Annotated in this window: 24 protein-coding genes; 8 read left to right on the forward strand and 16 right to left on the reverse strand. The window is 72.9% G+C overall.

Annotated features, from left to right (window positions below; genetic code table 11):
• Positions 1–4: 4 nt before the first annotated feature.
• Positions 5–1,003, forward strand: coding sequence for an RNA polymerase subunit sigma-70 (locus tag ACYQ77_RS35665; RefSeq protein WP_459719613.1), 999 nt, complete (start codon positions 5–7; stop codon positions 1,001–1,003).
• A complete protein-coding gene (locus ACYQ77_RS35670; RefSeq protein WP_459719615.1) occupies positions 1,000–1,749 on the forward strand; it encodes a DUF899 domain-containing protein in 750 nt (249 codons plus the stop codon). Before ACYQ77_RS35665 ends, ACYQ77_RS35670 begins: the two co-directional genes overlap by 4 nt.
• Positions 1,750–2,671: 922 nt before the next feature.
• On the opposite strand, the gene ACYQ77_RS35675 is transcribed toward ACYQ77_RS35670, so the two are convergent.
• Positions 2,672–3,103 carry a hypothetical protein gene (locus tag ACYQ77_RS35675; protein WP_459719618.1) on the reverse strand — a complete coding sequence of 144 codons (432 nt, stop codon included), beginning with the start codon at positions 3,101–3,103 and terminating at the stop codon, positions 2,672–2,674.
• Positions 3,104–3,250: 147 nt separating this feature from the next.
• Positions 3,251–6,958, reverse strand: coding sequence for a S8 family serine peptidase (locus ACYQ77_RS35680; protein WP_459719620.1), 3,708 nt, complete (start codon positions 6,956–6,958; stop codon positions 3,251–3,253).
• A 265-nt stretch (positions 6,959–7,223) separates the two neighbouring features.
• Between ACYQ77_RS35680 and ACYQ77_RS35685 the strand changes: the two genes are divergently transcribed.
• On the forward strand, positions 7,224–7,592 hold the full coding sequence (locus ACYQ77_RS35685) for a peptidoglycan-binding domain-containing protein (RefSeq protein ID WP_459719622.1): 369 nt from the start codon (positions 7,224–7,226) through the stop codon (positions 7,590–7,592).
• Positions 7,589–8,077 (forward strand): hypothetical protein, encoded by a 489-nt coding sequence (locus ACYQ77_RS35690; RefSeq protein WP_459719624.1) that lies wholly within the window; start codon positions 7,589–7,591, stop codon positions 8,075–8,077. The genes ACYQ77_RS35685 and ACYQ77_RS35690 overlap by 4 nt, the downstream gene beginning before the upstream one ends.
• Before the next feature lie 72 nt (positions 8,078–8,149).
• Here ACYQ77_RS35690 and ACYQ77_RS35695 read toward each other — a convergent pair whose 3' ends face one another.
• From ACYQ77_RS35695 to ACYQ77_RS35705, 3 genes are all read right to left on the reverse strand, one after another.
• On the reverse strand, positions 8,150–8,809 hold the full coding sequence (locus ACYQ77_RS35695) for a lytic polysaccharide monooxygenase auxiliary activity family 9 protein (protein ID WP_459720058.1): 660 nt from the start codon (positions 8,807–8,809) through the stop codon (positions 8,150–8,152).
• A 220-nt stretch (positions 8,810–9,029) separates the two neighbouring features.
• Positions 9,030–9,752: an SGNH/GDSL hydrolase family protein gene (locus tag ACYQ77_RS35700; RefSeq protein ID WP_459719626.1), complete on the reverse strand. Its 723-nt coding sequence runs from the start codon at positions 9,750–9,752 to the stop codon at positions 9,030–9,032.
• Between the two features lie 103 nt (positions 9,753–9,855).
• Positions 9,856–10,413, reverse strand: coding sequence for a TetR/AcrR family transcriptional regulator (locus ACYQ77_RS35705; protein ID WP_459719629.1), 558 nt, complete (start codon positions 10,411–10,413; stop codon positions 9,856–9,858).
• A gap of 29 nt (positions 10,414–10,442) precedes the next feature.
• On the opposite strand from ACYQ77_RS35705, the gene ACYQ77_RS35710 reads away from it, so the two are divergent.
• On the forward strand, positions 10,443–10,931 hold the full coding sequence (locus ACYQ77_RS35710; RefSeq protein ID WP_459719632.1) for a hypothetical protein: 489 nt from the start codon (positions 10,443–10,445) through the stop codon (positions 10,929–10,931).
• Positions 10,916–11,380: a glycosyltransferase gene (locus tag ACYQ77_RS35715; RefSeq protein ID WP_459719634.1), complete on the forward strand. Its 465-nt coding sequence runs from the start codon at positions 10,916–10,918 to the stop codon at positions 11,378–11,380. Before ACYQ77_RS35710 ends, ACYQ77_RS35715 begins: the two co-directional genes overlap by 16 nt.
• 9 nt (positions 11,381–11,389) lie before the next feature.
• Here ACYQ77_RS35715 and ACYQ77_RS35720 read toward each other — a convergent pair whose 3' ends face one another.
• The 6 genes from ACYQ77_RS35720 to ACYQ77_RS35745 all read right to left on the reverse strand — a co-directional run bounded on the left by ACYQ77_RS35720 (position 11,390) and on the right by ACYQ77_RS35745 (position 17,792).
• Positions 11,390–11,752: a DNA polymerase ligase N-terminal domain-containing protein gene (locus ACYQ77_RS35720; RefSeq protein ID WP_459719637.1), complete on the reverse strand. Its 363-nt coding sequence runs from the start codon at positions 11,750–11,752 to the stop codon at positions 11,390–11,392.
• A 74-nt stretch (positions 11,753–11,826) separates the two neighbouring features.
• The gene (locus ACYQ77_RS35725; protein ID WP_459719640.1) at positions 11,827–13,197 is read right to left on the reverse strand and encodes a cellulose binding domain-containing protein; all 1,371 of its coding nucleotides are present in this window, start codon (positions 13,195–13,197) and stop codon (positions 11,827–11,829) included.
• Between the two features lie 47 nt (positions 13,198–13,244).
• Positions 13,245–14,744, reverse strand: coding sequence for a beta-N-acetylhexosaminidase (locus tag ACYQ77_RS35730; RefSeq protein WP_459719643.1), 1,500 nt, complete (start codon positions 14,742–14,744; stop codon positions 13,245–13,247).
• Positions 14,745–14,758: 14 nt separating this feature from the next.
• Positions 14,759–15,580 (reverse strand): carbohydrate ABC transporter permease, encoded by an 822-nt coding sequence (locus ACYQ77_RS35735; RefSeq protein WP_459719645.1) that lies wholly within the window; start codon positions 15,578–15,580, stop codon positions 14,759–14,761.
• Positions 15,577–16,512 carry a carbohydrate ABC transporter permease gene (locus ACYQ77_RS35740; protein WP_459719648.1) on the reverse strand — a complete coding sequence of 312 codons (936 nt, stop codon included), beginning with the start codon at positions 16,510–16,512 and terminating at the stop codon, positions 15,577–15,579. The genes ACYQ77_RS35735 and ACYQ77_RS35740 overlap by 4 nt, the downstream gene beginning before the upstream one ends.
• 26 nt (positions 16,513–16,538) lie before the next feature.
• Positions 16,539–17,792 (reverse strand): extracellular solute-binding protein, encoded by a 1,254-nt coding sequence (locus ACYQ77_RS35745; RefSeq protein ID WP_459719650.1) that lies wholly within the window; start codon positions 17,790–17,792, stop codon positions 16,539–16,541.
• 178 nt (positions 17,793–17,970) lie between these two features.
• Between ACYQ77_RS35745 and ACYQ77_RS35750 the strand changes: the two genes are divergently transcribed.
• Positions 17,971–18,786, forward strand: a complete 816-nt coding sequence (locus tag ACYQ77_RS35750) for a GntR family transcriptional regulator (RefSeq protein ID WP_459719652.1) — start codon at positions 17,971–17,973, stop codon at positions 18,784–18,786.
• A 136-nt stretch (positions 18,787–18,922) separates the two neighbouring features.
• Positions 18,923–19,489 (forward strand): hypothetical protein, encoded by a 567-nt coding sequence (locus ACYQ77_RS35755; RefSeq protein ID WP_459719654.1) that lies wholly within the window; start codon positions 18,923–18,925, stop codon positions 19,487–19,489.
• Here the strand turns inward: ACYQ77_RS35755 and ACYQ77_RS35760 are convergent.
• The 5 genes from ACYQ77_RS35760 to ACYQ77_RS35780 are packed head-to-tail and all read right to left on the reverse strand — an operon-like array spanning position 19,438 to position 23,476.
• Positions 19,438–20,274: a class I SAM-dependent methyltransferase gene (locus tag ACYQ77_RS35760; protein WP_459719657.1), complete on the reverse strand. Its 837-nt coding sequence runs from the start codon at positions 20,272–20,274 to the stop codon at positions 19,438–19,440. The genes ACYQ77_RS35755 and ACYQ77_RS35760 overlap by 52 nt on opposite strands.
• Positions 20,268–21,014, reverse strand: a complete 747-nt coding sequence (locus ACYQ77_RS35765) for an alpha/beta fold hydrolase (RefSeq protein ID WP_459719660.1) — start codon at positions 21,012–21,014, stop codon at positions 20,268–20,270. Before ACYQ77_RS35765 ends, ACYQ77_RS35760 begins: the two co-directional genes overlap by 7 nt.
• Positions 21,011–21,619: a LysR substrate-binding domain-containing protein gene (locus ACYQ77_RS35770; RefSeq protein WP_459719662.1), complete on the reverse strand. Its 609-nt coding sequence runs from the start codon at positions 21,617–21,619 to the stop codon at positions 21,011–21,013. Before ACYQ77_RS35770 ends, ACYQ77_RS35765 begins: the two co-directional genes overlap by 4 nt.
• A complete protein-coding gene (locus ACYQ77_RS35775; RefSeq protein WP_459719665.1) occupies positions 21,612–22,328 on the reverse strand; it encodes a DUF6182 family protein in 717 nt (238 codons plus the stop codon). The genes ACYQ77_RS35770 and ACYQ77_RS35775 overlap by 8 nt, the downstream gene beginning before the upstream one ends.
• Positions 22,325–23,476, reverse strand: a complete 1,152-nt coding sequence (locus ACYQ77_RS35780; RefSeq protein ID WP_459719668.1) for a hypothetical protein — start codon at positions 23,474–23,476, stop codon at positions 22,325–22,327. Before ACYQ77_RS35780 ends, ACYQ77_RS35775 begins: the two co-directional genes overlap by 4 nt.

The following is a 23,476-nucleotide window of genomic DNA, read 5'->3' on the forward strand; positions in this document are numbered from 1 at the left end:
GACCGTGTCCACTGAGGCGATCCCACCGGAGAGCGGTGTGGCGCTGCACGACGAGTTCGGCAGGCTCCGCGACGGCCTGGTCGCGCACTGCTACCGGATGACCGGCTCCTACCAGGACGCCGAGGACGCCGTCCAGGAGACCTACCTGCGGGCGGTGCGCGGCATGGCGGGGTTCGAGGGGCGCTCCTCCCTGAAGACGTGGCTGTACCGCATCGCCACCAACACCTGCATCAGCGCGCTGCAGCACCGGAGCAGGCGCGTGCTGCCCGCCGGGCTCGGCGCACCGTCGACCGACCCGGACACCGCCGTCCACGCCGACGAGTCCATCGCGTGGCTCGAGCCGCTGCCCGACGCCGTGCTCGGCCGGCGGGACAGCGACCCGGGCGAGCTGATCGTGCTGCGCGAGTCGGTGCGGCTGGCGTTGATCGCGGCCCTCCAGTACCTGCCCGCACGGCAGCGCGCGGCGTTCCTGCTGCGGGAGGTGCTGTCGTGGTCGGCGGCCGAGATCGCGGAGACCCTCGACATCAGCGTCGCCGCGGTGAAGAGCCTCCTGCAGCGCGCCCGCAGCCGGTTCGACGAGCTCGACCTCGCCGACCAGCGGCCGTCGGCGCCGGACCTGGAGCTCGAACGGGCGCTGCTCGACCGCTACGTCAAGGCGTTCGAGGCCGGGGACGCCGCCGCCATCCGCTCCGTCATCCACGACGACTTCAGCCTCGAGGCCGTGCCGCACCCCGTCTGGTTCAAGGGCGTGCACGTGTGCCTGCCGTTCCTGGAGCGGAACGCGTTCGCCGGGGACTACCGGGCACTGCCCACCCGGGCGAACGGCCAGCCCGCCATGGCCACCTACCGCCGCGACGCGTCCGGCGACCTGGTGGCGGGCGGCCTGTGGGTGCTGACGGTCGTCGACGGCCGCTTCACGCGCGCGGTCAACTTCCACGACCCGCGCCATGTGATCGCCGCCGGGCTCCCCGCCCGGCTCATCCCGGGAGGAAACGCACGATGACAACGCCACGCGTCGTCCCAGCCGACGAATGGGAGGACGCCCGCAGGAAACTGCTGGTGAAGGAGAAGGAGGTGACGCGGGCGCACGACGCGCTCGCCGCCGAACGCAGGCGCATGCCGTGGACGGCGGTGGCGAAGGACTACCGGTTCGACGGCCCGGACGGGCAGGTGGGCATGCTCGACCTGTTCGAGGGCCGCCGCCAGCTGGTCGTGTACCGGTTCTTCTTCGAGCCCGGTGTGCACGGCTGGCCGGAGCGCGGCTGCGTCGGCTGCTCGATGATGGCCGACCAGGTCGCCCACCTGTCGCACCTGAACGCGCGCGACACCACGTACGTGCGGGTCTCGCGCGCGCCCCAGCCGGACATCGCCCGCCTCAAGGCGGAGATGGGGTGGAGCGCCCCCTGGTACACGATCACCGACACCTTCGACACCGACTTCGGCGTCGACGAGTGGCACGGCACGAACGCGTTCGTGCGCGACGGCGACCGCGTGTTCCGCACGTACTTCCTCAACCACCGCGGCGACGAGGCGCTGGGCAGCACGTGGAGCTACCTCGACCTGACCGCGTTCGGCAGGCAGGAGGACTGGGAGGACTCGCCGGACGGGTACCCGCAGGGCAGGCCGTACGAGTGGTGGCGCAGGCACGACGAGTACGAGACGGGCACCGACCCGTGGGAAGGGCGCCTCGACGAGAAGGTGGCCGCCGCGAGAGCCGACGCCAGGGCCTCGGCGGGCGGGCCGGTCTGATCGAGCCGCCCGGTGCCCCCGGCCGTTCGTGGCCGGGGGTGCCGGGCGTTGACCGGCCGGACCTTCATGCCCGGGCGGGTATGAAGGCGATCTCCTGCCTCGGTGTCCCTCGGCGTCCCGCGGTCTCCCTGCTTTCCCGCTTCCGCGGCACCGTGCCCCGGGTCTCCGCGGTCTACGGCGACCCGCGGTTTCTGCGGTGTCCGCAGTTTCCCCGGTTCCGTGGTTCCGCGGCTCCCACCTCCGCGGCTCGCGGTCTGCGTGCTCCCGCCCCGCAGCCTCCGCGGCCTACCGCCCGCCGGGTTTCCGCAGTTTCCGCGGTCTGCGTGGTTTCCGCGCCCCCAGGGTTCCCCGGCGTACCGCGCGCCCCGCGGTCTCTCCGGTTCCACGGTCTCCGCGGTTCCACGGTCTCCGCGGTTCCACGGTCTCCGCGGTTCCACGGTCTCCGCGGTTCCACGGTCTCCGCGGTTCCACGGTCTCCGCGGTCTCTGCGGTCTGCGGTCCTGCGCCCCCGGTTCCCCGGTCTACCCGCACGCCCTCGGTCTCTCCGGTTTTTGCGGTCTCCGCAGTCTCTGAGGAGACCGCGCCCCGGGTTCCCGGGTCTACCGCGTCCCGGGATTCCCGCGGTTTCCCGCGCTCCGAGGTCTTCGGGGTTTCCGAGGTTTCCGCAGTCTCCGCGTCCCCTCGTTCTCCGCAGTCTCTCTGCGGTTACCGCGCCCCGGATTCCGGGTCTACCCGCGTCCCGTGATCTCCGCGGTTCCCGCCCTCCGAAGTCTCCGCGGTATCCGCGGCCCCCTCGTTCTCCGGTTCTTCCCGTTCCTCGCTCCCCGCTTTCCCTCCCCCCATCCCGCGTTCCCACGGCTAATATCGGACATCAATATAGAAAATAGCTGTTAGAACCAGCCGGCTGCCGAGCCAGCGAGCGTCAGCACCACGGCGCGGACGACACGGAGCCGCCGTAGCCGGAAATGGTGAGCACCGACGTGGTGTAGAAGTTCTGCGGCGTCACCTTCACGACCGTCCCGCTGGGGATCGCCGCCAGTGCCTTGAGGTCCACGGAGGACTGGCTGCGCTGCGTCGCCTGGACCAGTGGCGAGTCCGGCACCGCCTTGAAGGTGTACGGCGAGGGGTTCACGCTCGTGCTGACGACCCAAGTGCTCCCCGCCGGGATCCCGCTGTCGGACACGATGACGAACTTCTCGACACCGCCGAGGGTGCCCTCGCACGTCGTCCCCAGCACCGCGCTCTGGACCCCCGTCGACTCGGCCGCCGCCGGGGCGACGCCCGCGGTCGCGGCCAGCGCCGCGGCGACGACCACGCCACCGGTCAGACGGCGTACGTTCAGCGTTCTTCTCATGTGCGCTCAGGCTTTCTCGTCGGAACCGGCGTCGACCGTGACACGGGGTCCGCGACGGTGTCGCCTGTCCCGAACGATCCCGAACGACCCCTGTGCCGAACGGCCGAACGGGCCCGGCGGCGCGCACACCGCCGGGCCCGCGACCCCTCAGCCGATCCCGTACGCGCGCACGATCGTCTGCGTGAGCCGGTTCCCGTCCGCGTCGGCGGCGCGGGACCGCAGCGAGGCGTAGCCGCCCTTCGGGTGGCGCACGGTCACTGTCCAGTGGTCGCCGGTGCGCCGGACCTCGGCCGGCCGCCACGTCTTCCCGTCGTCGTAGGAGACGTCCACCGACAGCGCGGTGATCCGCGCGGGCCCGTCCTGGCGTTCGACGTGGGCCGGGAACGAGAACCGGCGGTCGCCGGGTGCCCGGTTGCGCACGTCGACGGCCGGGGCGAACCGGGTCGTCAGCATCGGCAGCGCCTTGTCCGCTCCGGCCGCCGACGACCGGAACGCCCACTCCGCGGTGACCACCGTGGACGTCGACCAGGTGGGGCCGGACTGCCTGGCGTCCGCCACCACGCGGTACGACGACTCCTCGTCCGGCACGGGGTACTCGGCGAAGTCGGTCACCGGCGACGTGCCCAGCTCGACGCCGTCGCGCAGGACCGTGACCGAGCCGGTGGCGTCGGTGAACGCGTCGACCATCCGCGCGCGCCCGGCCGCGTCGCCGTACATCGGCAGCTTGACGCTGATCAGGCCGTCGTGCCGCCACGACCACGGGTGCGGCTGCTCGCCGAGGTTGTTCATCGTGGTGCCCCGCAGCGCCGGGCCGATGACCGCCTTGTTCCACGCGATCCGGGCCGGCGGGCGGTGCGCGGCGAGGGTCACCGTGTCGGTCACGACCATCGGGCCGGTGCTCGCCGTCAGCTCCCACGTCCCCGGGGTGAAGTACTCGACCCGTTCCTGCTGGGCCGCGGCCTGCGCGAACCAGCCGGTGCCGACGTGCCGGCCGAACAGCGTGCCGAACGCGGCGAAGCCGGCCAGGTTCGGGGCGCCGTCGTGGTACGCCGTGCGCACCGACGCCAGGTCCCCGGTCTCCGGCCGGTACACGAGCGGCGCGGTGACCTGCCGTGCCACGCCGTGGATCAGCTCGTAACGCAGGTCGGTGCCCGCCCTGGCGGCGTAGCTGACCGTGGTCTCGCCGCGCTTGACCAGCTCGACGAGCCGGTCCACGGTGCCGTTGCCGTCCCTGCCGTAGAAGGTCGGCACCGGCTCGCCCTCGACCGGTTCGCCCGGCGGCAGCGGTGTGGCGCCCTCCTCGACGAACCGGAACATGGCGAGCTTGCCGCCCGCCTCGGCGATGGCGACGCCGCGCCGCAGCCACTCCTCCCGGCCGAGGTCCGGGTCGAACTCCACCACCACGAGCTTGCCGGTGGCGTCGATCTTCGCGAGGTCCGCCGGTGTGCCCGCACCGCCGTAGACCGCGGTGAGGGTGGTCTCCTCGGTGGGCGGGGTGCCGAACAGGGCCCGCAGGTTGACGTCGAACGGCTGCCCGTCGTCGGCCACCATCTCCAGGCCGGGTTCGGTGGCGCGGCGGGCGTGGCCCAGGGCGTAGCCGTCCGACGCGGTGCCCGGCAGGGTCGCCGCGTACACCGGCTCGAACCGCGCGTCGCCGTCGTAGAACAGCGCGGACAGGCAGTCGCAGACCGCGAGCCGGGACATCGCGAACAGCGCGTGCGTCCCACCCCTCGCGTCCGGGTTGTCCGGCTCGGCGACGACCGGCCGGCCGATGCGGGCGTCGAACGCCTGCGTGACGTCCCGGTCCAGGTTCAGCTCCGGGTGGCTGACCACCGTGTACGAGGACTCCTTGCCCGGCTCGTCGGTGAAGATCGTGGCGTGGACGGCGTACCGGCCGCGGGGCAGGGTGATCGTCGTGCCGGAGAGGGCGTAGTAGGCGACGCCGGAGTCGAGGTCGAGCACGTACGCCAGCGACCGCCCGTCCGCCACGGGTTCGGCACCGTTGCGGTCCACCAGGTTCGGCGTGAACGCGTGCCGCTGCTCCTGCTGGTACACCGCGATCGCGGTGCGGGTGCGGACCGTGCCGTCGGCGTTCGTGGCGACCAGCACGCCGGAGTACGTCCCGGTCCGGCCCTCCTGACCGGTGACGACCACCTCGACCGGCGCGCTGCCACCGGCGGGCACGGTCACCACGTCGTCGGCCAGGGTGACGAGACCCGCCGGGGCGGGCTGCCCTTTCCCGTCGACCAGGCCGGCACGCAACGACAGGGTGACCGCCGTGTCGCCGGTGTTGGTCCACGTGACGGTCCGGCGTGCCCGCGACCCGGTGTTCGGCCACGGCAGGTACGCCGACACCGCGGCGGTCGCCACGACCGGGGTCGCGGTCGCCCTCGCCAGGTCGAGCCTGCCCGCGCCGACCCCGAACACACCGGCGCCCGGGAGCTCGTGCGCGCTGCTGACCAGCGCCGACTTCAGCGTCGACCCGGTCCAGTCCGGGTGCTGCTGGGCCAGGATCGCCGCCGCGGCGGCCACGTGCGGCGCCGCCATCGAGGTGCCGTCCAGCTTCTGGTAGCCGTCGCCGACGGGTTCGCCCAGCGGCGGCACGCCCTCGGGCCGGGCCGCCACGATCCCGCCACCCGGCGCGCTGATCTCCGGCTTCGCGGCGCCGTCGCCGAGCCGGGGGCCGCGGCTGGAGAAGTCGCTCAGCTCGTCCTGCTTCGACACGCTGCCGACGGTGAGCGCGTCGTCCGCGGCGCCCGGGGCGCTCACCGTCCGGTCGTTCCCGTAGTTCCCGGCGGAGATCACGAACAGCGTCCCGTACCGGCGGCTCAGCTCGTTCACCGCCGCCGACATCGGGTCCTGGCCGTCGGTGGGTTCGCTGCCGAGGCTCATGTTGACGACCTTCGCGCCGGATTCGGCGGCCGCCCAGCGCATCCCGGCGAGCACGCTGTCGTCGGTGCCCCAGCCGCTGTCGTCGAGCACCTTGCCGACCGCGAGCGAGACGTCCGGCGCCACCCCGCGGTACCGCCCGCCCGACGCGGCACCCGTGCCGGTGATGATCGACGCGACGTGCGTGCCGTGCCCGTGCCCGTCTTCGACCCCGCCGGCGCCCGTGAAGTCCTTGCTGACGGCGGTTTTCCCGGCCAGGTCGGGGTGGTCGGTGTCGATGCCGGTGTCCAGCACCGCGACCCGCACCCCGGCGCCGGTCAGCCCGCGCTGCCACGCGGCGGGCGCGCCGACCTGCGGCACGCTCTGGTCGAGGGTGGCGCGGACCCGCTTGTTCAGCCAGACCTTCCGCACGCCGGCGGCGCCGCGGGCCGTCGGCGTGGCGGTCAGCGTGTCGTAGAAGGCCTTGGCGCCGGACTTCTTCTGGTCCACCGCGGTCATGCCCAGCTCCGGCAGCGCGCGGCGCACCGACGCACCCGCGGGCACCGCGGCCCGTGCCCGTGCGCCGGCGTACTCGACGAGCAGTGGCACCGCCGCGGTGTGCGCGTCGTCGTAGCGTTGCCGGACCAGCCCGGTGACGTTGAACAGCTCGCGGTCCAGCACGCCGTCCGCCACCAGCCGGGCCGCGTCGCCGGGCACCACGTACCGGTCGCCGTCGTGCCAGTAGTCCTGGAACGGCACGGGGTGCGCGCGTGCGGCGGGCTCGACCCGCAGGGGCGCCGAGGCTCCGCTCCCCCACAGCTCCACCCGGTCCCCGCTGACCAGCGTGACCGAGACCGGCTCACCCAGGCCGGCCGGGGCGCTCTGCTGTGCCACCGCCACCGGCCCCACGCTGGACACCACACTCGCGGCGAGTGCCGCCACGAGCGCGACGACCGTACCGCCACGCCACCATTTCCGTCGGCGCACCACATCTCCTCCCTGTCAGGAACCCCTCCCACCCTGGAGAACCACGCGGCACCCGCGCCGCGTTTACCGGGCACGCCGAATTGCGCCATCCGGACCAGCGCACGCCGACGGGCTCTCGCCCGGCCACAGGCTCGGAAACGCCGCCGTCGTCAGCGACCCGTGCACCAACGGCGCCGCGGGCCCGCCGACTGAGGCGCGCCGGACCGCCCGATCGGGCGCCCGGACGACGGTCCCCCGCCGCGCGCGGACCTGGCACAACTGAGGTATGGCGGAGCAACCGACGCTCAGCGCGGGCGACACCGGCGAATGGGTGACCTACCTGCAGCAGCTGCTGGAGTACCACGGGGTGGGCAGCGGCTTCGACGGCGGCACGTACTGCGCGGTGACCGAGTCCGCGGTCAGCGCGCTCCAGCAGCAGTACGGGTTGTCCGCCACCGGCCGGTGCGACGAGGGGACCTGGGCGGCGCTCACCGGCGAAGCGACGCCGGCCGCGGACGGGCAGGGCGGCGAGCAGTCGGCGGCGGTGCCGGGCGACATCGCGGTCTCCATGCAGGTGCGGGTCGCCGCGCCGGACGAGCAGATCACGCTCGAGGAGCTGGACGAGCTGCCGGGCAACGCCAGGAGGGTCTCGTGACCGACACCGATCTCGGCCCGATCGCCGTCGAGGCCGCCGCCGAGGGCGACACCGGCGAGGGCTTCGAGGGCACGATGACCTTCGAGTTCGCCTTCGGGGACTTCCACCTGCTGCCGCGGCCGTTGTTCGGGTTGATCAACCCGAGCGACCCGGCCTTCTCGATCTCCTACTCGACCGGCTACACGTGGCAGGCGAAGTTCGGGTGGACGTTGCTCCAGCGGAGCTGGCCCGCGTTCGGGTCGCACCTGGAGTTCAGCCTCGAGCAGGGCATCGGCGCGCAGTTCGGGCACGACTCGACCGAGCACGCCTGGATCGTGGACTTCCTGCAGGGCGGGGTGAAATACCCGGTCCGCCACTCGAACATCTACCTGTTCGGCGAGGTCGGGTTCAGCGGGCAGTACAACGGCGCCCGCGGCTGGACCGCGGGGTTCACCGGCGCGATGGGCGTCGGGATCGAGCTGGAGACGTTGTTCGGCACGTTCTGAACGGTCGTGGAAAGGGGCGGCCCCACGCCGGACCGCCCCTTCCGCGAAATTCCGGCCGGACGGCCGGAATGCTCAACCGAAGTTCACGTCACTGCACCACATGTACGTCTGGTCGAGGTGCGATGCCTGCCAGATCGTGAACACGATGTGGTGTCCTCTGTAGCCAGAGGTCTGGACGTTGAACGAGATGTTCTGGGCAGGTGCGTACCTGCCGGTCTGCATGATGAAATCGAGGTTGCCCCAGCCGAGGCGCTGCGTGGTCGGGTCGAAACCGTTCTTGCTGACATAGACCCGGAAGAAGTCCGCGCCGTGACTGGCCTGGTCGTACAGCTGCATCGTGAAGTTGGCGCCGATGTTGGTGGTCTTCCACTGACCGGGGTTGTTGAGGGAGTTGTTGCGCGCGAGGCCGTTGCTGCACAGCTGCCCGTCGGGCGTCGAGCCCTGGAAGTTGCCGCCGAGACCGTCCCGCAGGGCGCTCATCCAGTTCCACATGGTGTCCGGATTGGCCTGGAAAGCCTGCCAGCACATGGGATCCTGCGTTTGCATCGCGGGGTTCATGTGCTGGCTGCCCCATGCCTGCCAGCAGTGGTAGGCGCGGGTAGCGGGGTTGACGATGGTGCCGTGGGCCGATGCCGTCGGGGTCAGGACGAACACGCTGGCGAGCGCGGCGATGACCAGTGCCAGCAGGGCACGCGGCGGCGCCTTCGGCCTGGTGGTCGTGCGCATACGCATGGACGAGGCCTCCATCTCCGTTGATGGGAATGGTGATCGGATTGGGAGCGCTCCCAGCAATCACCAACCGTATCGGCTGGTGACCGAAAGTTCAACGGAAAGTGGAGAATTCGGGTGGATTACCCGCCGGCCGAAACTTTCAGGCGCGCGGATTTCCGAAAACGGCGGTCATCGCGCACCTCCTCGTGCCACGACGGCGTACGACGACGAGCGTCCGGCGTCAGGCCGCTTCGATCGCCTGCACGATCAGCTCGTTGCGGGCGTCCTGGCCCAGCGGGACGGTGGTGTGGACGCCGTCGCGGAGGTAGCCCGTCAGGCGGGACGGCTTCGCGGCCAGGAACTCCGCCCACCGGATGATCCGCAGGTTCGGGTGGCGCTTCTGCGCGTCGGCGAGCTGGAGGTTGATCCACGCGCTGTTGCGCTGGTCGGCCAGCTGGACGGCCGCGGTCTGGCTCGTCCTGGCGACCTGCGTGTTCACCCAGAACACCGTCCGCCCCGGCCCGGCGATGGTCATCGCCCGGTCGACCTGCGCGGCGAACACCGGCGGGGTGAAGATGTCGTTGGACCCGGTCGCCATCAGGATCCGGCTCGGGAGGCCGTACGTCTGGGCCCACTCGGCGAGCGCGTCGACCGCCGGCTCGGTCGGCCTGCCCGACCAGTTGTGCACGGCGATCTGGTCACCGGTGCGGCTCAGCAGCCGTTGCGCCAGCGAGTAGCCGTCCTGGACCGCGATGCTGTCGCCGAACATGAACAGCCCGTCGCTCGTCAGCACCGGCCGGATCTGGGTGATCGTGGAGATCGCCTTGGACAGGTTCTCCCACGGCCCCAGCGCCCCGGAACCGTAGCCGTCAGCGGCCGCTTCGCCGGCCGTCAGGAACGACGTCCCGACGGCGACCGCACTCGCCGCGCCCGCCGTGAGCAGCCGCCTCCGCGTGGTCTTCATGTGCTCGTCGTCCTTCCCCGTGGCCGATCCCGGACGCGGGCGACGTTACCGACGGCGCGCACCGCCACGGCGCGATCACGGCACAGCGCACGCACAACCCGGGTCAGCGGGCGAGCACCGTGTCGCGGAGCGCACGGGCGACGAAGGCCTGGTACCGCTGTGGGCTCCTGCCGTCCACGCGCACGAAACGCACGTAGGTCTCGACGCTCGTGAGCACGCAGACGGCCTCCACGAGGTCGTCGAAGGGCACGTCGGCGCGCGGCCAGCCCCGGTCGCCGACGACGCGGAGCGCCTGCTCGACCTGTCCCCTGATCGTGGCGAGGCGCCGCGCCAGGTGGCCGGCCACCTCGGGGTCGCCGTGCGCCGCGGCGGTCCACGTGCCGGCGACCGGCTCGTTGATCGCCGGCATCGTCGCGCCGGCCAGCGCCGCGAACTCGTCCGGGTCCCCGGTCGCGAGGAACGCCCGCCCCCGTTCGGTGTCGAACAGGTCGACGTCGCCCTCGACGCCGAACGACGCCACCTCGACCGCGGCCCACCGCAGCGCCGTCTTCGGGCCGTGCTTCCGCACCGTCTCGACCGAGACCTCGGCCCGCGTCGCGATCTGCGCGAACGTGGCGGCGTGGAACCCGTGCTCGCCGAACACCGCGGCGGCCGACGCCACGACCCGCGCCCGCCATCCTGATCGCCACGATGCCCATCCACGGGCACGTCACGCCGCTGCTCGCCGTCGCCCGGCACTTCGCCGGGCGCGGGGACCGGGTCCGCTTCCTCACCGGGGCCAGGTTCGCCGACGTCGTCGTCGCCACCGGCGCCAAGCGCGTGCCGCTGCCCGCCGAGATCGACTTCGACGACCGGCAGGACTGGCACGAGACCTTCCCCGAGCGCGCCGCGCTCACCGGGGTGCAGGCGATCGCCCACGACATCGACCGGATCTTCGTCCGCCCCGGCCCTGCCCAGCGGGACGCGGTCATGGCCGCGCACACCGAGGAACCCGCCGACGTGCTCCTCGCCGACCCGGCGTTCCTGGGTGGCGCGTTCCTGCTCGGGCACCCGAGGGGGGTGCGGCCGCCGATCGTCATGTGTCTGCCCGCTGATGATCGCGAGCCGCGACACCGCACCGTTCGGCATGGGGCTCACCCCCGCTCGGCAGGCTCCGCAACGGCGTGCACGCGCTGCTGACCGCCAAGGTCGTGCTCCGGGACGTCCAGCGGCTCGCCGACGCGATGTTCCAGCGGCTGCCGCGGTCGCCACCGACCGGGCGGCCGGTCGAGACGCTGCCGCCGCTGCCGGCCAACGCACGTGCGGCCGAGTTCCTGCCGTACGAACAGCTCCTGCCGAAGACGGCCGTCCACGTCACGAACGGTGGCTACGGCGGCGTGCAGTACGCGCTGCGCCACGGGGTGCCGATCGTGGCCGCGGGTGCGCACGAAGACAAGGCGGAGGTCATCGCCCGGGTCGCGTGGTCGGGGGCCGGGCGGCGGCTGCGGACCGAGCACCCGCCGCCCTCCGCCGAGCCGTCCGCGCCGTCCTCGCCGACGACCGCTACCGCGCGGCCGCGCGCGGACTGGCCGCCCGCATGGCTACGTACCGCGGCGTCGAGCGGCTCGCCGAGATCGTCGACGACCTGATCGCGTAGGTCAGCCGTCGGCGGCGGGCTGGTCGTTGGTGCGGCGCAGGAGCCAGTCGGCACCGGTGTCGACGAGGACGTACCGCACGTCGTCGTGGCGGCCGTGCAGGGTGAAGATGAACCGGCGGGGTGTGCGGTCGTGCTCCTCCCACCAGCCGATGTCGGCGATGGACTTGTGCTCGTCGGTGTACTCGAGGTGGTCGAGGTCGTGGTCGGGGACGGCGATCGCCAGCCGGTTCTCCCCCGGTTCGGCCGGCAGGCCGCGCGGGACCGCCCACGAGCGCAGGACGCCGTTCTCCTCCAGCCGCAGGTCGAAGTGCGGCCGCGGCTTGCGGTGGTCGTGCAACACGAACGCGGGTCTCGCCAGGCTCACGACGCCTCTCGATCGGTCCGGGTACCACCAGCCTAGAGGTGGTGGGGAGCGCGCGCTCCCCACCACCTCTACGGTCACCGCACGGTGTCGACGTGCGTCACGCCCGACGTCCGGTAGCCGCCCACCCGTGCCGTGACCTGGGCCGGGCTCACCACCTCGTGCTCGGCGAAGTAGACCCAGTCGACCCGCTCCTGGTAGGCGCGGTCACCCGGCTGGCCGACCAGCCCGCCCGCGATGAACCACAGGTTGAAGTTGATCGACATCGGCGTCTCCGGGTAGTACCGGTCGCCGTGGTCGGCGAACAGCTGACCGTCCACGTAGTACTTCACGCGGCCGGACGCCACCTGGATCACCAGGTCGTGCCAGCCCGCGAAGCTGGTGCGCTGTTCGGTGTGGACGTTGTCGGCGACCCACGGCTCGTTCTGGTAGGTCTCCCACGTCGTGGTGTACAGGATGTTCGCCTGCTCACCCCAGCCGCCGTTCGGCAGGTACTCGAAGTCGAGCTCGCCGTAGTCGGGGTCCATCGGGGCGTTCAGCGGGGTGATGGTGAAGAACGTCTGCACCACGTGGTCGCCGTCGACGCCGCGGACCGGCGCGTCGGTGAAGTACACCCGCGCGGCGTAGGTGCCCTCGAAGAACTTGCGCTGGTGGTACAGCTCCGTCTGCCGCGCGCTCGAGCCGTTGTTCGACGACTCCAGCTGCAGCACCTGGTTCCCGCCCACCGTGGGGAACGTGACCAGCGACGGGTCCCACGTCGCGCCCGGCACCCCGGGGCCGCCGCCGCCCGAGCGCACGGTCCACCCGCGCTGGGCGATCCTCGGCTCGCTCGACGACGTGTACGCGAAGTCGTCGAACAGCACCTCGCCGGTCGGGTCCGGCGGGTCGGGCGGATCGGTGGGGCCGTCACCACCGGGGCCGGTGCCCCAGATCGTCGTCCCCCCACGTTGGACGGTCATGGCGGACGCCAGGGCGTAGGTGGTGCGGTTGGCGAACGAGTAGTCGTCGGTCTGGGTGATCGGGCCCCAGTTGCTCCGGTAGAACCGCAACTGGAGGTCGCCGGTCGTGCCACCGGGCGCGAGGGAGCCGGCACCCGAGGTGAACCCGACCTCCAGGTACCGGTCCGCGGCCGGCGTCGGCGTGGACAGCGGCCGGAACGTGCCGGTCACGTTGGCGCAGCCGCGCACCGCCCACGAGCACGCGAAGCGGTAGCCGACGTCGGGGGTCTCGCCGCGGAAGTAGTACCGCAGCGTCAGCTCGGACAGCGGGATGGTGGTCGTGCCGGTGTTGGTGATGGTGAACCACGGCTCCACCTGGTCGGTGGTGGCGCCCGTGGCGCTGGTGCGGTAGTTGGCGGTGACGGCGTCCGCGGCGGCGGACGCCGGTGCGTGCAGGACCGTGGTCACCGCGGCCACGGCGGCGACGACGGCGAGGGTTCTCCGGAACACTTTCTCCTCCAGTACGTGCAGGGTGCGTACGGGGTGCGGTCCTCCTCTCAGCTCGTCGCGGTCAGGGACCGGTGGGCAACCGACATGGCCGCCAGCCGGTGTTCGTGCACGGTCATCGCGGCGCGGAACGCGGCCCAGCCGGGCCTGGCGGACCACAGCGCGTCGGCCAGCGCGCACAGCCGGGGGAAGGCGAGGTACTCCACGTCCTCGGCGCGCGGGGCCTGCTCGGTCCACAGTTGACACTGGCTGCCGAGCACGGCCGGGTCGTCGGGGATCGGCTGGTGGTAGACGTCGGACATGGTCACGACCCCGCCGGGCTGGCCGGGCCGCTCGCCGTCGTCCGTCGACTGTGGATAGTCCAGGTAGGTCGCGCGGTACGGCGTGAGCACGACGGGGTGCCCCCGCGGCACGGAAGCGCCCTCCTGCCACGGCATCACGACCGTGCGCGGGTCGAGCGGCGGGACGTCGCCTGCGCTGTCGTCCCAGCAGACCGGCACCCGCCCGTGGTCGAGCAGGAACGCGCCGATCCGGCGGAGGAACCAGGCACGCAGGGCGTGCGGGCCTGCCAGTCCCTCGCGGGCGACGCGGTCCAGCGCGACCGGGCTCGCCGCCCACTCGGTCCACGGCACCTCGTCCCCGCCGATGTGCACGTGCTCGCCGGGGAAGACGTCCATGACCTCGCCGAGCACGGTGTGGAGGAACGCGAAGACCCGGTCGTGCACGCCGAAGACCGCGTCGGAGACGCCCCACTCCGTCCACACGGGAAGCCGCCGCTCCGGCTGGTTGCCCAGCCACGGGTAGGCGGCGAGCGCGGCCCGCGCGTGCCCGGGCATGTCGATCTCCGGCACGATCCGCACCCCGCGCGCGGCCGCGTACGCCACGAGCCCGCGCAGCTCGGCGGTCGTGTAGGCGCCGCCGTGCCGCACGCCGTCGAACCGGTCGCTGCCCGCCGGGCCGAGCTGCGTCGACGACCGCACCCCACCGACCTCGGTCAGCGCCGGGTACGCGGCGACCGGCATGCGCCAGCCCTGGTCGTCGGTCAGGTGCAGGTGCAGCACCGTGAGCTTGTGCAGTGCCAGCAGGTCCACGAAGCGGCGCAGGAACCGCACCGGCTGGAAGTGCCGCGCGACGTCGAGCATCGCCCCGCGCCACGGCAGTCGCGGCACGTCGGTCACGTCGGCGCACGGCATCGCCCACCGGACGCCCGGCGCCGGAGTCTCCCCCAGCGCTTCGACGGGCAGCAGCTGCCGGATGGTCTGCACACCGTGCAGCAGCCCGGCCGGGCGGCGGGCGCGCAGCACCACGGCCTGCTCGCCGACCGTCAGCGCGTACCCCTCGTCGCCGAGCCCGACGAGCCGCTCGTCGAGCGCGAACAGCACGGTTCCGGTGGCGGACAGGGGAAGCGGCAGCCCGGTGGCCGGGCGCAGGTAGCGCCGCAGCAGCCGGGCCGCGGGTTCGGCGCCGGGTGTCGCGCGCAACGCCGTCGCGGGCCCGAACACGAACTGCCCCGCCCGCTGGCGCAGGCGCGTGGGTCTCGGCACGAGCACGGTGGTCTCCCCTCTCAGCCCTTGACCGCGCCGCCGGTGATGCCGGCGGTCACCTTGCCCTGCAGCACCAGGAAGATCGCCAGCACGGGCAGCATGAACAGGGTCGACGCGGCCATCGTCGCGCCCCAGTCGGTGCCGAACGTGGTGCCGAACGAGGACAGCCAGACCGGCAGGGTGCGGTCGTCCTGGTCCTTGATGATCAGCAGGTTGGCGAAGGCGAACTCGTTCCACGCGGTGATGAACCCGAACAGCGAGGTGCTCAGCAGGCCGGGCCACAGCAGCGGGAACACGACCCGCCGGAACGCCGCGGGCCGGTCGCACCCGTCCACCTGCGCCGCCTCCTCCAGCTCGACCGGCACCGCGGCGAGGAAGTTCCGCAGCGTGACGATCGTGAACGGCAGGGTGATCATGAAGTAGACGAGCGTCAGCATGGCCAGCGTGTCGAGCATCCCGGTGTCCCGCGCGATGACGTACATCGGGATGAGCAGCGCCTCCCACGGCGTCATCTGCGCGATGAACACCATGAGGATGAAGCCGCGCCTGCCTTTCCAGCGCAGCCTGGCCACCGCGTACGCGGCGAGCAGCGCGACCACGAGCGACAGCAGGACCGCGCCGCCCGCGACGAGGATGCTGTTGCGCCAGAACGACCAGAAACCCCGGGCGGCCACGGCGGTGCCGAAGTGCTCGACCGTGAGCGTGGACGGCCAGAACGTCGGCGTCTCCGCCTGGATCTCCCGCGTCGGCTTGAACGCGGTCAGCACCATCCAGTACACGGGGAACACCGACACCACGAACACGAGCAGTGCCAGCAGGTTCCTCCCGAGGCGGCGGGTCATGCGCGCGCCTCCTCGCGGTACATGTGCCGGAAGTAGAACAGCAGCGCGAGCACCAGCAGCAGCACCATGAGCATGGAGATCACGGCGCCGAGGTCGTAGCGGTGCAGCGACTGCGCGACCTGGTAGGCGTACACCGGGAGCGTGGTCGTCGCGCGCCCCGGCCCGCCCTCGCTGATCACCCAGATCTGCACGAACGCCTTGCCGACCCAGATCACCTCGAGGCAGGTGACGAGCCCGAACATGGGCCGCAGCACCGGGAAGGTGATCGAGCGGAACGACCGGAACGCGCCCGCGCCGTCGATGCGCGCCGCCTCGTACAGCTCGTGGGGCACCGTGGTCATCGCCGCGTACAGGGTCAGCGCGGCGAACGGCACCGACTGCCACACGATCAGCACCACGAGGATCGCGAAGGTCTGCGGCCCGTCGGCGAACCAGGTGTGGCCGCGGAACTGCTCGAACCCGAGCGACACCAGCGCCCAGTTCACCACCCCCAGCTGTGAGGAGAACATCCACTGGAACACCGTGGTCGCGGCGATCATCGGGGTGGCCCAGGTGAGCACGACCCCGCCGAGCACCAGGAGCCGCGGCCACCGCCCCAGCCGCACGACGAGCAGCGCGACCGCCGTGGACAGCACCATGATCAGCACGACGTTGATCGCGGTGAACACCAGCGTGCGGGTGGTGACCGACCAGAACTCCGGGTCGGACAGCACGGCGGTGTAGTTGGCGAGCCCCGCGAAGCCCGCGCCGCCGCGGATCAGCTCGGCCATCCCGAAGTGCTGGAACGAGATGACCACGTTGCGCAGCAACGGGTACAGCAGCAGGTAGGCGGTCGCCAGCAGGGTCGGCGCGACGAGCAGGTAGGGCCAGCAGGCCCGGCGGCGGCGGTCCCCCGGTGCGGCGGCCCTGCGGCTGTGGTGCGGCCGCCGCACCGGAGGAGCTTCCGTGACCACCACGGCTACGTCGCGGTGTTGAGCGCCGCGGTGATCACCGCGTCCGCGTCGGCGGCGGCGGTCTTCGGGTCGGCCCCCGTGAGGACCTTGGTCAGGAACTCCTTGATCGGGTTGCGGGCCTCGACGGCCGTCCAGTTCGGGGAGTTCGGCGTGGCGTGGCCGTTGGCGGCGCCCGCGGCCATCGCGGCGGCGCCCGGGTCGTCGCCGACCGCGTCGGCGAGCGAGGTGCGGTTGGGCACGTAGTTCATCGTCGTGGCCAGCTCGACCTGCCACCTCTCCCCCGCCAGGGCCTCGACCACGGCGTAGGCGCCGTCCTGGTTGGCCGACGCGACCGGCACGATCAGGTCGGAGCCGCCGGTGAACACCGCGCCCGGTTCGCCTGCCGTCTTGCCGGGGATGGGGAAGAAGCCGAGCTTGCCGGCCAGTTCCGGGTTCGCGGTCGTGACCAGCTTCGCGGCGCCGGGGACGGCGATGAACTGGGCGACGTCGCCGCGGGCGAACACGTCGGTCTGCTGCGGTTTGGCCTCGTCGGAGTCCTTCGGCCCCTTGCCGAGCGCCTGGAGCCGCCGGTAGAAGTCCGCGCCCGCCAGGGCTTCCGGGGTGCCGAGCGTGCCCTGCCAGCGGTCGCCGTCGCGCACGGCGAGGTCGCCGCCCTCGTCCCAGATGAACCCGGCGAGCACGTACCAGTTCTGGCCGGGCAGGTAGATGCCCTGCGTGCCGCCCTGGTTGAGCGCGGCGGTCGCCGTGAGCCACTCCTCGCGGGTGGCAGGCGGGTCGATCCCCTTGGCTTCGAACAGGTCCGTGCGGTAGATGACCACGCGGTTGGCGGCGTAGAACGGGATGCCGAACTGCTTGCCGTCGACCGCGCCCGGTTCGGCGAGGCCGGGCAGCCAGTCCTCGCCCCGCAACGCGCCGACCTTGTCCGACAGGTCGGTGACGCCGCCGCTCGCCGCGTACTGCGCGACCTGCGTGTTGCCGACCTCGATCACGTCCGGCGGGTCGGTGCTCGCGAGCGCGCCGGTGATCTTCTCGGTGATGCCGTCCCACTCCTGGATCTGGACGGTGAGGGTGTACTCGGGGTGGTCGCGCTCGAACTCGGCCTCGAAGTCCGCGACGTACTCGTCGGTCGCGGTGTCCTTCATCAGCCAGACGGTCAGGTTCGCAGGCCCGCTGCCCGGCGTGTCGTCGGAGCCGCACGCGGCCAGGGCGGGGACGGAGAGCGCCAGCGCGAGCAGGCCGGCGGCCAAGCGATGCGGCACGGGGTCACCTCACGGTGCTTCGGGATCTGACCAATTGGTAAGGTCCGGGTGGTCTGCACCAAAATGGCATAGACCAATCTCTGCGTCAATAGCCTGGTCGACGCCAAGATATGCCTCGTGAGCGGCGGACAAGTGGTCAACTATGTGCGCTGTCCTCTGGTCAGGTCATACTGGCAACATGGCCGGAGCCATCCTCAAGCGCGAGCGCGTGCGTGACTACCTCCTCGAGCTGATCGAGACGCACCCGCCGGGCGCGCCGCTGCCCGCCGAGCGGGTGCTGTGCCAGCGGCTGGAGGTGTCGCGGCCGACGCTGCGCTCGGCGGTGGACGAACTCGTCAACAACGGGATGCTGGTGCGCCAGCACGGGCGCGGGACGTTCGTCGCGCCCGCCAAGATCACGCAGGAGATGGTGTCGGGCGAGCGGTCCATGACGCTCCCCCAGGCGGCGGGCACGTGGACGAGCAAGGTGCTGGAGTTCGCGACCATCGCCGCGGGGGCGCGGGTGGGCAGGCGGCTGCGGATCTCGCCCGCCGCCGAGATCTTCTACGTGGCACGGCAACGGTTCGTCGACGGCGCCCCGATGGCGATCGAGTACCTGCACGTGCCGGTGACCGTCGCGCCGCGACTGTCGCTCGTGGACCTGGAGTCCGGCGACCTCTACGCCCGCCTGCACGAGCACGGGGTGCGCGTGCACGACGCCATCCAGTCCGTGGAACCCACGGTCACCAACGACGCCGAGTCGGAGCTGCTCGGCGTGCCGGTCCTGTCGCCCGCGCTGCTGTTCGAGCGCCTCACCAACGACGACACGGGCCGCCCGATCGAGTACGTGCACTCCCTCTACCGCGGCGACCGCTACCGCATCGTCTCCCGCCTGGCCCTGGGCCCGACGGCGACCACCGCGAGCGCCGGGGACACCCACCACCCCGGCATCCCCCCGGGCGACCTCACCGCCCAGGGCCCGGTCCGCTCCGCGACCACGGGTGACATCCAGTAGCGACACTCCGGGTTCTCGCCCCGGCGGGGCGAGCACGTCGCAGGCAGGCAACGTCGATCGGGTGAGCCGATCGGGTGCGCCGATCGGGTGCGCCGATCGGGTGCGGGGGTTTCGCGCGGGTGTGGAGTGGGCAGCCGTGTCCGTGCGCGTGATCATCCAGCCGTCGTACGGCACGAAGGAAGCGCGGCGGCACTGGGCGGACACGCTGGACCGGCCGGTGCCGTTCACGCGCCCGGAGTACGCGGAGGTCCTCGACGCGGCGGAGCGTGCCGGGCTGCTCGCCGAGCACCCGGACGGGCTGGCCCGCTTCTGGGGCGCGACCCCGCAGCACGACAGGCGGATGGACACCCTCGCCGCCGGGGACGTCGTGCTGCTGACCGGGCAGAAGCACGTGCGCGCGGTCGGCACGGTCGGCTGCCGCCTCCGCAACGACGAGCTGGCCCGCAGGTTGTGGCGCCCGGACCCGGCCCGCTGCCTGTGGCGCAACGTCTACACCTTCCGCGCCTACCGCCGGGTGGCGATCCCGTACGAACGGGTGTGGGCGCTGCCGGGCTTCACGGTCGGCGACAACTTCATGGGCCTGCGCTTCCTCGACCAGGAGAAGAGCGCGACCGTCGTCGCCGGGCTGGACGTCGCCGGGTTGCTCGCCGGTCAGCCGGACGGCACCACGCCGACCGCGAGGACGTTGCCCTCGCTGAGGTAGCCGTCGGGGTGGTTGAGCGGGTGGTCGGCGGCGCCCGGGTCGAGGTAGGGCCGCCACTCCCCCGGTACCCCCAGCGCCAGCGCCTGCCGTGCGACGCTGGCGCAGGACGGGCCGTAGAACGCCCACTCCTCGGGGCTCAGCGGCGCGTGGTGCTCCGAGAGCACGGTCCACTGCCGGACCTCGGCGAGGCCCGCCGCGCGCAGCAGGCGGTGCAGGTCCCTCGTGCGCAGGAGCTGGCGGGCGTAGCCCGGGGTGGCACCCGCCCGGCGGAAGAAGTCGGTGAACAGGAACGGGTCGCCGGGGCGTGCGGTGACCAGGGTCGCGTCGAGGTCCTTGACCGCGACCACGCCGCCGGGGCGGACCACCCGGCGCAGCTCGGCGAGCGCGGCGGCCAGCTCGTCGTCGTCGAGGTACTGCGTGGCGTTCGCGCACCAGACCGCGTCGAAGGACGCGGCCGGGTACGGCAGGTCCAGCAGGTCGCCCTGGTCTGTCCGCAGTGGACAGACGGTCGGCGCGCGCGCCGCCAGCGCCGCGTTCTCCTCCGCCAGGTCGACGGCGGTGAGGGCGCCGCCCGGACCCACGAGCGCGGCCAGGTGCGGCAGGAACGCGCCGCTGCCGCAGCCCGCGTCCAGCACCCGCCAGCCGGGCCGGATGCCCACCCGGCCGAGCAGGTCCAGGTAGGTCGGGCGGCACGCGGCGAAGTGGGCGTCCACTATGGACGCCGCGGTGAAGCCGAGGCCGGTCGAGGACCGGAAGCCCCACGACGCGTGGTCGGCGGTCACCACCCGGTCCTCCTCAGCAGGTCCGCCAGCGCGCTGGTGACCTCGCCGGGTGTCTCCATCGCGGCCAGGTGCCCCGCATCGGGGACCACGACCAACTCGCCGCGCGGCAGTGCTTCGGCCATCAGGCGTGCCTCCTTCTCCGGCACCAGCGCGTCCTCGGCGCCCGCGACCACCACCGCGGGCACGTCCGCGGCGCGCAGGACGTCGAACGAATCGGGCCGGGCCGCGATGGCGTGCTGGCACCACGCGACCGTCGCCGGGGCCGCGGCCCCGACCAGCGCGGTGACCCGCTCGACCACCTCCGGGCGCCGCGCGCGGGTCGTGCCGCCGACGAAGCCGGGCACCACCGCGGCGAGCGCCCGCGCCCGGGTCGCGGGGTCCAGCACCGCGTCGGCGAACCTCCCGCGGTGCGCGGCGGTCGCCGGATCGTCCGCGGCCGCGCGGGTGCCGAGCAGCGCGAGCGCGGCGGTGCGGCCGGGGTGCCGCCGCAGGAACGCCATCGCGACGTACCCGCCCATCGACGTGCCGGCCAGCACCGCGCGTTCCGCACCGCGCTCGTCGAGACCGCGGGCCACGTCGTCGGCGACCACGGCCAGCGACGGCTCGGCCGCGCCGAGCGGGACGCCGCCGTGACCGCGCTGGTGCGGCGCCCACACGTCGTGGCCCGCCGCGCGCAGGGCACGTTCCTGCGCCACCCACATGCGGGCGTCGACCCCGAGCGCGTGCAACAACACCACGGTCATGCCGCCCGCCCCCGTTCGGCCGCGGCGGCGAACGCGCGCACCCGCCGGTCGTCCCGTCCGGCGACCCAGGCGACGGCGACGGGCGCGGGCGGCAGGTCGTCGACGGGCACGACCCGCACGGACGGCGGCGCGATGTCGGCGAGCGAGAGCAGCGAGATGTGGACCGCGTCCGTGGTGCTCACGACCGCCAGCATGCCGCCGGTCGTGGTGATCGGGTGGCGGCGGTGGATCGGCCGCCCGCGCGGCGTGGTCCGCGGCACGACCTCGTCCCACACGTAGTCCGGCATGCCGCGCGGGCACTGGAACGCGTCGTACCCGGCCAGTTCCTCGACCGACACGCTCGACCGGCCGGCGAGCGGGTGGTGCGCGCCGACGATGGCGGCCCTGGCGTCGGTGGCGAGCACCCCGCTGACCGCCAGGTCGGGCTCGCGGACGGTGAACTTGACGACCATCACGTCCAGGCCACCCGACCGCAGCAGCCGGAACGGGTCGTCGACGGCGTACTCGACCAGCTCGACCTCGCCGGCACGCAGGCCCGCGGCGTGGACGATCGCCGAGGGCACCTCGGTGGAGCCGTGGTAGCCGAACCGCAGCGGGTCAGTCATGGCGCACCGCTCCCGTCAGCCCCGCGAAGGCGCGGAGCCGGTCCGCGCCGTCCGCGTCGGGTCCGATCCGCAGCGCGTCGAACCGCTCGCCGACGCCCACCAGCCGGGGGACCTGCCGCACGAGCAGCTCGTCGCCGGGACGCAGCAGGCCGTCCAGCACGGCCTCGACCAGCAGGTGGTTGAGGTGGACGAGGCTGTCGGCGACGGTCATGCCCGCCGTGGTCAGGTACAGCGCCCGCCGCACCGGGTCGGCGCCGTGGCCGGGCAGGCGCACCGGCAGCTCGTCCCGCGCGGGCAGCTCGGCGGCGCCCTCGAAGAGCCGGAGCAGCCTGCGCAGCGTGCCGGTGGCGGCCTGCGCCGCGGGCGCCGTCCACGCGGCCGACCCGTCGTCGGCGACGTGCGCGAAGTCGAAGCGGCCGACGAGGTTCGCCGGGTTGCCGGCGAGGAAGACCGTCCTGGTGAAGGCGCGGCGCCACGCGGTCACCCGCGCACCGGTCAGGCCCATGGCGAACGCGCAGGTGCCGCGGATCCACGCCGCGGGCTCGTACCGCGCGAGCACGGACACCGCGACCGGGCCGGCGTCGTCCTCCGCCTCGCGCTGCACCGACAGCAGCCGCGCGTAGGTGGACAGGTCGCGGGAGCAGTCCGGGCGGGACACGCGGATCCGGTCCGCGACCCGGTCGCGGAGCACGTCCTGGGTGAGGCTCATGTGAACACCGTTCGCAGCAGTGGCGGGCCGGGGTTGGCCCGGTGCCTGGTCAGCAGCCCGGAGGCGAGCCGGTACGGGTCGACGAACGGCTCGTCGCCGAAGCCGCCGGCCAGGTACTCGGCGGGCGGCACGGGCCCGGGGCCTGCGGCGAGCATCCGTGCGGCGCGGCGCACCCACCGCTCGACCAGCTCGGGCCGGTACGACGTCCGGTCGCCGGGGCCGAGCATGGCGATGAAGTAGAGCCGCAGTCCCAGCCGCAGCGCGTCGTCGTCGTGCCCGGCGAGACCGGCGAGCAGCGCGCCGGCGTGGTGACCGCGCCAGTCGCCGTCGCGGCCCGACCCGATCCGGCCGCCGATCGGCACCCGGCCCAGCGGTATCCGGTGGACGGTGGTGCCGAGCCGCGACAGGACACCGTGCAGCAGCACGTAGTCCGGCTCGAGGCCGCGGTCGTAGAGCAGCACGACGTCGTCGTGGGCGGGGGCGAGCGCGAGCAGCTCCCGCAGAGCGCACGCCAGGTAGTTCGGCCTGCCGTCGGTGGCGACGATCAGCCGCAGCGGCTGGCCGTCGCGCGTGGCGTCCAGGTAGACCGGTCCGCGCACGTCCCGCAGGTCCAGGCACATCCCCAGCGCCGAGAGCTGGTCGATCGCCTCGTCGAGGGTGAGGCCCGGCGGCTGGTGCTCGCGCAGGCCGGGGTCGTGCAGGCCGAGCGCGGCGTAGTGGGCCGACCAGAGCTCCAGCACCCGCGCGCTCGCGGGATGTGTCCAGCCGTCCCGCTCCACCGCGTCGAGGTAGGGCCGGCACGCGGCGAAGGGCGGGCGGTCGTCGGCGGCGCGGAACCGGACGTAGTGCTCGCCGATCTCCTCCTCCGTGCAGGCCGTGTAGTCGGTGTCCCCCACGACCCGGTCGAGGTACTCCCAGAAGCCCAGCGTCTGCTCGCACGGGTGGTAGGTGGTGTGGCTGTACCGGTAGGTGACGTCGGCCAGCACCGACGACGCCCGCACCAGGACATCGGTCCAGAACAGGCCCTTGAGGTGGCTGGGGCTGAGCGGTTTGGTCGGGGTGATCGTCACGGGCGCCACGAGCACCCGCCTCCTGCCCGCGCGGGCGGCGGGTCCCGGCAGGAGGCCCGGTTCGGTCGCGGTGCGCAC

Source organism: Actinophytocola sp. KF-1, assembly GCF_054661535.1.

Bases quoted from the DNA above. Each gene is read 5' to 3' on its own strand.
- ACYQ77_RS35670 (WP_459719615.1), top strand. From the start codon at position 1,000: ATGACAACGCCACGCGTCGTCCCAGCCGACGAATGGGAGGACGCCCGC.
- ACYQ77_RS35675 (WP_459719618.1), bottom strand. From the start codon at position 3,103: ATGAGAAGAACGCTGAACGTACGCCGTCTGACCGGTGGCGTGGTCGTC.
- ACYQ77_RS35685 (WP_459719622.1), top strand. From the start codon at position 7,224: ATGGCGGAGCAACCGACGCTCAGCGCGGGCGACACCGGCGAATGGGTG.
- ACYQ77_RS35695 (WP_459720058.1), bottom strand. From the start codon at position 8,809: ATGCGTATGCGCACGACCACCAGGCCGAAGGCGCCGCCGCGTGCCCTG.
- ACYQ77_RS35700 (WP_459719626.1), bottom strand. From the start codon at position 9,752: ATGAAGACCACGCGGAGGCGGCTGCTCACGGCGGGCGCGGCGAGTGCG.
- ACYQ77_RS35710 (WP_459719632.1), top strand. From the start codon at position 10,443: ATGCCCATCCACGGGCACGTCACGCCGCTGCTCGCCGTCGCCCGGCAC.
- ACYQ77_RS35735 (WP_459719645.1), bottom strand. From the start codon at position 15,580: ATGACCCGCCGCCTCGGGAGGAACCTGCTGGCACTGCTCGTGTTCGTG.
- ACYQ77_RS35750 (WP_459719652.1), top strand. From the start codon at position 17,971: ATGGCCGGAGCCATCCTCAAGCGCGAGCGCGTGCGTGACTACCTCCTC.
- ACYQ77_RS35765 (WP_459719660.1), bottom strand. From the start codon at position 21,014: ATGACCGTGGTGTTGTTGCACGCGCTCGGGGTCGACGCCCGCATGTGG.
- ACYQ77_RS35770 (WP_459719662.1), bottom strand. From the start codon at position 21,619: ATGACTGACCCGCTGCGGTTCGGCTACCACGGCTCCACCGAGGTGCCC.
- ACYQ77_RS35775 (WP_459719665.1), bottom strand. From the start codon at position 22,328: ATGAGCCTCACCCAGGACGTGCTCCGCGACCGGGTCGCGGACCGGATC.